The sequence below is a fragment of the Spirillospora sp. NPDC046719 genome, from assembly GCF_040645715.1.
Taxonomy (GTDB): Bacteria; Actinomycetota; Actinomycetes; order Streptosporangiales; family Streptosporangiaceae; genus Spirillospora.
In genome coordinates this window covers 15,088-18,377 of the sequence record NZ_JBEYYT010000169.1, presented here as the reverse complement: position 1 = coordinate 18,377, position 3,290 = coordinate 15,088, and the positions used below count along the sequence as shown (strand labels likewise).

6 protein-coding genes are annotated in these 3,290 nt (G+C 75.0%); all 6 read right to left on the bottom strand.

Translation table 11 applies throughout. From position 1 onward, the window contains the following. Positions 1–243: 243 nt before the first annotated feature. From ABZ914_RS26570 to ABZ914_RS26545, 6 genes are read right to left on the bottom strand one after another with little or no spacing between them, the layout of a single operon-like run. Positions 244–822 (bottom strand): alkaline shock response membrane anchor protein AmaP, encoded by a 579-nt coding sequence (locus tag ABZ914_RS26570; protein WP_500196515.1) that lies wholly within the window; start codon positions 820–822, stop codon positions 244–246. Between the two features lie 29 nt (positions 823–851). Beyond that, complete coding sequence (locus ABZ914_RS26565; RefSeq protein ID WP_500196514.1) at positions 852–1,460, bottom strand: DUF6286 domain-containing protein; 609 nt, start codon at positions 1,458–1,460, stop codon at positions 852–854. After that, positions 1,457–2,026 (bottom strand): Asp23/Gls24 family envelope stress response protein, encoded by a 570-nt coding sequence (locus ABZ914_RS26560; RefSeq protein ID WP_500196512.1) that lies wholly within the window; start codon positions 2,024–2,026, stop codon positions 1,457–1,459. Before ABZ914_RS26560 ends, ABZ914_RS26565 begins: the two co-directional genes overlap by 4 nt. Then, on the bottom strand, positions 2,023–2,217 hold the full coding sequence (locus ABZ914_RS26555) for a hypothetical protein (RefSeq protein WP_500196511.1): 195 nt from the start codon (positions 2,215–2,217) through the stop codon (positions 2,023–2,025). The genes ABZ914_RS26560 and ABZ914_RS26555 overlap by 4 nt, the downstream gene beginning before the upstream one ends. Then, the gene (locus ABZ914_RS26550) at positions 2,214–2,660 is read right to left on the bottom strand and encodes a hypothetical protein (protein WP_500196510.1); all 447 of its coding nucleotides are present in this window, start codon (positions 2,658–2,660) and stop codon (positions 2,214–2,216) included. Before ABZ914_RS26550 ends, ABZ914_RS26555 begins: the two co-directional genes overlap by 4 nt. After that, a complete protein-coding gene (locus tag ABZ914_RS26545) occupies positions 2,657–3,154 on the bottom strand; it encodes an Asp23/Gls24 family envelope stress response protein (RefSeq protein WP_500196507.1) in 498 nt (165 codons plus the stop codon). Before ABZ914_RS26545 ends, ABZ914_RS26550 begins: the two co-directional genes overlap by 4 nt. Between the last annotated feature and the right edge of the window lie 136 nt (positions 3,155–3,290).

Genomic DNA, 3,290 nt, shown 5'->3' with positions numbered 1-3,290 from the left:
AAGACCCGGGGGGCGCGGCGTCGCCGCCGCACCCCCGGGTCTTCGGGCCGCTCTAGCGGGAGGGGCCCATGCCGTGGTCCGTCTGTACCTTCCATGCGTCGAAAGGCCCCTCGACGGAGCCACCCGGAATTGGCAGGTCGACCAAGCGAGCCTCCTCATTCCCTCGACGTCATGTTCACTAAAGGACGCTAGTCGAGCAAACCACCCTTCACGCCCAACAGGCCCCAAAGGTGTCACCAAAGGTCACAGCAGCGTGTCCGCCCGCTCGCCCTTCACCAACCGCAGCCGCACCACCGCCGGCACCGACTCGCGGCCCAGCGCCGCCGCCAGCCGCGGCATCCCCTCCTCCTCGATGCGGCTCCGCAGTTCCGCGGGATCCGCGCGCCGCCCGTACGCGACGTTCAGCCGCAGCTCCGGGCGCCGCGACGAACCGATCAGCCGGGCCCGCACCGTCCGCACCCCCGGGTACTCGCCGACCTCGGACTCCAGCGCGTCCGTCACCGCCTTCCCGGACAGGCGCGTCCGCCCGCCGGCGGCGTCCGGCTCCATCGCCAGCCCCGGCAGCCGTCCCGGCCGGCCCTGCGCGAGCAGCCAGGCCAGCCCGAGCAGCGCCAGCACGATCACCGCCGCCGCGACCGCCGGCCAGAACCAGCCGTGATCAGCGGCGTACCGCCGGACGGTGCCGCTGAACACCGGGCCGGTCGCCCGGCCGTGGCCGAACACGCCGGCCCCCCGCGCCAGCCCCGCCCCGCCCACGGCGACCATGAGCGCCCCGACCAGGACCAGCCCGGTCCGGTTGAGATGAGCGGGCCCCCGGTTCATCCGCGCCCCCTGACCGTTCGGTCCGCCATCTAGGTCTCCTTGCGCTTCATCCGCACCTTCACGGTCCGAGGTTGCAGCGGCCGTATCCGCTCCAGGCACGCGCGCACCGCGTCCGCGACGCCGTCCTCCAGCCCCCGCGCGTCACGCACCGGCGTCTCCGCGACCACCGTCACGCGCCTGGGCCGCAGCCGGACCCGCCGGACCCGCGACACCCCGGTCGCGTCCTCCGCCGCCGCCGCGATCGCCCGGCACAGTCCGCGTTTGCTGACGCCCATCACCACGTCCGGCACACGGCCGTGCAGCGGGACGACCCGCGACCGCCCGGGCAGCAGCCCCGCCAGCAGGAACACCAGCCCGACCAGCACCAGCCCCCCGCTGATCGCCCGGGTGACCCATCCGTCCCACCGGACGTCCAGCAGCTCCCGGTAGGCGACGACGTGCAGCGACGCCCCGAACATCGCGGAGAGGACGTCGATCGCGGCGATCACCGACGCCGCGGTCAGCAGCAGCGCCGCGAGCGAGCCGATCCGGACCCGCCGCGACCGGAACGCGTGCCGCGCCGCCCGGTCCGCCCGCCGCTCCCCCGACGTCCGCGTGCCGTGCGCCGGCACCCGCCGCTGTCCGGCATGCGTGATCATGACACGGTCCTCCCGCCGGGCCGCTCCAGCTCGGCCACGTCGATGTCGACCTGCCGCACGGTGAGGCCGGTCAGCGACTCGACCCGCGTGCGGACGCCGTCGCGCACCCGGCGCGCCACGTCCCGCACAGGCATCGGGTACTCCACCGACAGCGCCACCTTCGCCGTGACGACCTTCCCGTGCACGCGCACGTCGGTGCGGGCCGCGCGGCGCCCCGGCAGGCCGACGCCGAGCACCGACCGGTCGAGGCCGCCCGACCCCGCCGTCTCCTCGGCGGCCTTCGCCACGATGCGCGCCACGACCCGGTCGCTGATCGTCGTCCGGCCCCGTTCCCTTGGCGGACGCGCCTCCCCCGGCGAACGCACAGCATCCGACGCGTGCTCGCCAGCAGGTTCGTGGCCCTCGCCCGCGTGGCCCTCGCCCGCGTAGCGCTCGCCCGAGTGGGCCTCAGCCGCGTGGCCGTCGCTCGCGTGGGCCTCACCGGGCGCTTGTCCGGCGCGTTCCTCGTCTGCCGCCACGCGCCCGTCAGGCGCGGCACCTTCGCTTCGCGCGCGGTCCGCCGTCATCGCGGCCGCCGGCCGGTGTTGAACGAGAACAGCTGACGGATGTCGAGGTTCCCCTCGATCGCCCGTCCCGTCAGGAATCCGAGGCAGCCCAGGAACAGCACGATGAAGAACGGGCCGAACCCGCCGAACGCGCCCGCGAACCCGAGCGCCACCCCGAAGCCCAGCCCCACCACGGGCCATATCGGAATCACGTCGCTCCCCCTTCGGCGATGTCGCCGATCAGGACGTGCACCGGGCGGTCCCCGGCGAGCGGGCGCACCGCCCGCCGCACGTCCTCGGCCGTCTCCGGCAGCGGCCGCTCCACCAGCGCCACCACCCCGACCTCGATCTCCGCGTCCCGGACGGCGACGCCGGCGAGCGGCCGCCCTGCCCGGTACGTCATGATCCGCGCCCGCGGTCCGGCGGTCAGCCCGGCCACCGACCGGCAGCCGGTCACCGCCTCCGCGACCCGCTCCACGAGCCGTCCCTTGCCGTCCGGATCCTCACGGGGCCGCTCGGTGCCCTGCCGTGCCGCCGCGGTGCCGGTCGCCGCGCGGCGCGGCGGGCTCTGCGGGACGGGCGGGATCCGGGCATGGGCCTGGCGGCCCGCGCCCTCCGCCGCGGCGGGCCGCGTCCTCCGGGTCCGGGCCGTCATAGCACCCGGGGGCCCGTCGGCTGCTCGGGCTCCTCGCGGTCGTCGCCCGGCAGGTGGATGTCGTCGACCGTGATGTCGACCTCCACGACCTCCAGCCCGCACATGTGCTCGACCTGCCCGATCACGTTGGAGCGGACCGCGTTGGCGAGATCGGGGATCGAGGCCCCGTAGTCGACCACGAGGTCGATGTCGATCGCCGCCTGCCGCTCGCCGACCTGCACCCCGACGCCCTGCGTCGGATCGGCGGCGACGCCGGGAAGCCGCTCCTTCACCGAGCCGATCGTGCGGCTCATCCCCGCGCCCATCTCGTGCACGCCGCCCACCTCGCGGGCCGCCATGCTCGCGATCTTGGCCACCACCACGTCGGCGATCTCGGTGCGGCCGCCGGACGTCACCAGCTCGCTCGACCCGCCGGAACGGGCGCGGCGCAAGCCCTCGTCGGGCCGGTCCTGCGTGGCGACCGTGCCCTCCCTGCGTCCATCATCCTGGCTCACGGTGTCCCCCCGATGCGTCGGCAATGTGCGATTGATGCTCAGCGCGGATCACACCAAACCCGTACGGTGCGGGCGAATGGCCAGGTCAAGAGGGTTTTACATGCGAAACGGGGGCCGGCGGCGTGCCGCCGCCGGC

Bases quoted from the DNA above. Each gene is read 5' to 3' on its own strand.
- ABZ914_RS26565 (WP_500196514.1), bottom strand. From the start codon at position 1,460: ATGATCACGCATGCCGGACAGCGGCGGGTGCCGGCGCACGGCACGCGG.
- ABZ914_RS26560 (WP_500196512.1), bottom strand. From the start codon at position 2,026: ATGACGGCGGACCGCGCGCGAAGCGAAGGTGCCGCGCCTGACGGGCGC.
- ABZ914_RS26570 (WP_500196515.1), bottom strand. From the start codon at position 822: ATGAACCGGGGGCCCGCTCATCTCAACCGGACCGGGCTGGTCCTGGTC.
- ABZ914_RS26550 (WP_500196510.1), bottom strand. From the start codon at position 2,660: ATGACGGCCCGGACCCGGAGGACGCGGCCCGCCGCGGCGGAGGGCGCG.